Source organism: Protofrankia sp. Cas8, assembly GCF_963555845.1.
GTDB lineage: Bacteria > Actinomycetota > Actinomycetes > Frankiales > Frankiaceae > Protofrankia.
Window position 1 is genome coordinate 7,093 of the sequence record NZ_CAUVXI010000201.1, and the last position, 4,015, is coordinate 11,107.

Annotated in this window: 3 protein-coding genes and 1 pseudogene; 1 reads left to right on the forward strand and 3 read right to left on the reverse strand. The window is 65.8% G+C overall.

Annotation, left to right across the window (positions count from 1 at the left end; translation table 11 throughout):
- From U9977_RS22090 to U9977_RS27220, 3 genes and pseudogenes are all read right to left on the reverse strand, one after another.
- A partial coding sequence (locus U9977_RS22090) for a DUF2306 domain-containing protein (RefSeq protein WP_322751197.1) occupies positions 1-527 on the reverse strand: 527 nt, incomplete at its 3' end.
- 115 nt (positions 528-642) lie between these two features.
- Positions 643-1,110, reverse strand: coding sequence for a response regulator transcription factor (locus U9977_RS22095; RefSeq protein WP_322751198.1), 468 nt, complete (start codon positions 1,108-1,110; stop codon positions 643-645).
- Positions 1,107-1,355, reverse strand: a pseudogene (locus U9977_RS27220) (sensor histidine kinase); the annotation flags it as partial. The gene U9977_RS22095 and the pseudogene U9977_RS27220, both read right to left, overlap by 4 nt.
- Positions 1,356-2,151: 796 nt before the next feature.
- Here U9977_RS27220 and U9977_RS22100 point away from each other — a divergent pair.
- The coding region (locus U9977_RS22100) for a serine/threonine-protein kinase (RefSeq protein WP_322751199.1) at positions 2,152-4,015 on the forward strand (1,864 nt) is incomplete at its 3' end.

Sequence of the window (4,015 nt, forward strand, 5' to 3'; positions counted from 1 at the left end):
CGGATGGTCCATTCCGCCAGGCCTATCGCATAGCCGCGAATCATCCAGGCGCGGTGCCGGAGAATGTCCCGCCGTCGGATTGCGGCGAAGCCGAGGAGGATGGACAGGACCATGGCCGAGCCGAACACGAGTCGGAAGCCAGAAAGGAGATCACCAACGTCGTCAGGGCGGGGATAGAACAGGGTCATCCACAGACCCGAAAGCGCTGCGGCAAGTCCGCATGGGATCAGGAGCCGTCCGGCGGCGCGGTGCCAGCCGGGCCTGCGGCGGCGGATGCCGGGGACGAACTGGAAGGGACCCAGCGTGCAGTACAGGCTGACGCTGAGGATGTGCACCACCACGGGCACGGGCGACGCGAAGAACCGTGCGTTTTCCGGCGTGATTTCCGCGCCGCCGGTCAACTCGGCCAGGCGGGCTGCGCCGGCCGTGATCGGAATGGCGCTGAGCGCGAGCAGCGCGGTGGGTACGAGCCGCCCTGTCCTAGCGGAGGAGGTCACGGCACGAGCGCCTGCCGTAGTTCCGGTCATGACTCGATGGTGACGATTGAGGTGCGCCGGCTCATCGGTGCATAGGCCTGATCTGAGTCAGCCGATCATCCGACGGCACGGTGGTACTTTCGGCCGATGCGTTCCGCGCCAGCTTCTATCGGTTCTTGACGCGGTTGGTTTCGTAGGCCCACATGGCGATCTCGTTGTTGCTTCGTCCCCCCGCCACCGTGGTGAGGACCTGCCCTTCCCGGTCCGTGAGCGTCTCGATGGGTTGCAGCGGCGGTGCGGTGGGCCCGGCGTCGGCGAATGCCGCAAGCAGTCGTGCGGTGATGCTCGGGGCGATGAGCGCGTCGCCGCCCGCGGCGGCATGGACGGCTTGGGCGAGCAGATCGGGGCCCGCGTCTTTGAGCAGGAAACCCCGGGCGCCGGCTTGCAGTGCGGCGTAGACGTATTCGTCGAGGTCGAAGGTGGTGATGACGACGACGGCGAGGGGGTCGGCGACGTGCGGTCTAGCCAGGATGCGGGTGGCTTCGACCTCAATGCCGGGTTGGGCGTCGAGAATCATCCGGAGTCCGGTGCGGACGATCTCCTGATCGTCGGCTACGAGCACCCGGATGCTCATGTCGCCCACCCCGTCCGGGGCAGTACGGCGGTCACGCTCCACCCTCGACCGGGGTTCGGGCCGGCATCGCAGGTGCCGCCGAGCAGCTGAGTGCGTTCGATCATGCCGACGAGCCCGTATCCCGGCGGCGCTGGCGGGCGTGTGGCGCTGGTGTCCCCATCGTCGCTCACGCGCAGGCGCACCACCATGTCGTCCGCGGCGACACGGACCTCGATGCGGGTGGCGTGACCAACGTGGGTACCAGCCCGACAGCGACGATGAACCAAGCGGTCCGCCATGGACGATTCGGTCGCAGAACTCCTTCGAGCACTACGATCGGCACGAGCGCCCCTACGAGCGCCCCTACGAGCGCCCGGTCCCGCCATACTCGCAACGGCGGGCGGGGGACGAGGCTCGTCCCACCCAGAACGAAGAAGGGTGCGCACCCAATCACGGTACGGGAGCCGATGCCGTTCGTGATCAGTCCAAAGTACGAGACATGAAGCTGCCCCGGTTCTGTTCACAGGTGAGGCTTTGGATGGTTATGCGGCTTCGTGGTACTGGTAGAAGCGTGTTGCGCGGGAACTATCCGCCCGACGATGTGCGCGACTCTGGTGCAACGCCGGCCTCGGCGGCCGTCGCCTCGTCCCCGTCTCGTCCGTCGCGGCGAGCGACCCGAGTAGCGCGACCGACCTGGCACTGGTGGAGGCCAACTCCTGGTGATAAAGCACCAGGAGTTGGCCGTCCGAGTAGCCGGTGGCCGATCGAGATCGTCACCGGATGGACCTGGTAAGTAGGGAGCAGCTCGTCGCCATGCTGGAGGAAGCCACCGTCAGGCGACGAGGACGAAGGCAGCGCGGAAGGCTGCGCGGGCAGCACGCGCGGAACAGGCACCCGTTCCAGCCGAGGTGGATACCACCCAGTAGGCGCCAGCCGCTTCGTATCGTCTGGACATCCGCACTTGCTGCCGACCACTGCCGGGATATGCCGCGGTACATCCTTCGCCGGCAGGCTGACATGATCTGCCTGTCAACGGACTCGGGGGGATGCACGATGGTAGGTGTGGGGGTCACGACAACCAGCTATCGCGGATGGCGAGTCCTGAACCGGCTTGGTGGCGGGGGGATGGGCGTCGTTTTTCTCGCGGAGCGGGACGGGCACCGGGCCGCGTTGAAGATCATTCGTCCTGAATTGGCGGATGATCCAGCCTTTCGAGCACGATTTCGCCGAGAGGTTGAGTTGGCTCGCCGGGTAGGTGGCCTCCGGACGTGCCGGGTGCTGGACGCCGATCCGGACGCCGACGAGCCCTGGATTGCCAGTGTGTATATTCCCGGACCGACTCTGCAGGAGCACGTCGCCCACTATGGGCCGCTGACCGATGGCGCCCTGTGGGCGTTCGCCGCCGGACTGGCCGAGGCGCTCACGTCGATTCATGACGCTGGTGTGGTCCATCGGGATCTCAAGCCGGCGAATGTCGTCCTCGCCGCGGACGGTCCCCGTGTGCTGGATTTCGGGATCGCCCGGGCTGCCGACAGTACGACGATCACTCACAGCGGTCTGTTGGTCGGCAGTGCGGGTTTCATGGCTCCCGAGCAAGCCTCTGCCGAGGATGTCGGGCCGAGCGCCGACGTTTTCGCATGGGCGAGCACCGTCATGTTCGCCGCAACCGGGCGTCCACCGTTCGGTACCGGCCCGGCCCCGGCTGTCTTGCACCGCATCGTCCACAGCGTGCCTGATCTCACCGGCATCGACATTCCACTCGCTGCGCTACTGACTCGCGCCTTCGCCAAAGTCCCCGACGCTCGGCCCAGTGCGCAACAGCTTGTCGAGAACCTCGTGCGGACGCAGGGTTCGGCAGCGGCCGCTGCGGTCACGCGTCTTCTAACCTCCGCATGGAAGCCCACCGTGGAGCTTCGACCCGAGGGCGAACCGGAGATCATCGGTGGAACCGCTCGTCGTTCGCGGTGGCCCTGGGCGGCTGGCGCGACCGCCGTAACGGTGGTGGCGGGGGTCGTTTTTGCCGCCACGGGTCACGGGCCGATCATGCTGCAGGTCCCGCTGATCGCGCTGCGCGATCAGCCTACCGCGACGGCTCCCGCCGCCTCGTCTGTCGTCGCAACCCTCAGAGCGGCGGCAGCCCCGCCCGCTGCGAACGCGGCTTCTGGCCCAGCGGACCCTGTCGCTTTCCTGCACCAGTACTGGGAGGCTGTCGACCGACACGACTGGGCGGCCGTCTACAACTCCCAAGGCGCCGACCAGCGAGCGAAGACAAGCCAGGCCCAAATCGCCCGGGATTATCGCACTACCCGCCTGTTCGACGCTGCCGTTCTCGCGACACCCACTGCGCGCAACACCGCCCAAACCTCTTTCGCGGTGTCAGTTCAATACGTCAGTACGCAGGATGCCGCTGATGGCCCGGACGGTCAGGCTTGCACTCTCTGGAACCAGGGCATAATCTTGGACCGGCTGGACGGTCGCTTACGTATCACCGGTACCCACAACAACGACGCAGGCCTCGGCGAGTACTCACCCTGCCCGTCCGGATATACCCCCGAACAACAGCCACTGCTCGTACCCGATAATCTTCTTCCTCTCCAGGGATTCTGGTCCGGGCACGGCCGTTCGATGGCTATCCTCGGGACAACAGGGTTCCTGGACTACCGTACCTACATCCGATGCGATCAAAACCCGTACGGCTACCCCTGCGACCAATTCATTGGTGATGAGATCATATCCGGCGGGCACTCGTTCTTTACTTTCAGTAACGAACGTACGACTACCGGAACATACTCCGGAGATGTCACCGTCCTGGCTATCAGCGCCCCCCAGCCCCCGGACACCGGCACCTTCAGCATTGTGAACCACGTCATGACGGCCAGCATCGAATCAGACATCTCTTACTGTCAGACAGGGGCTCCCGCAAAGT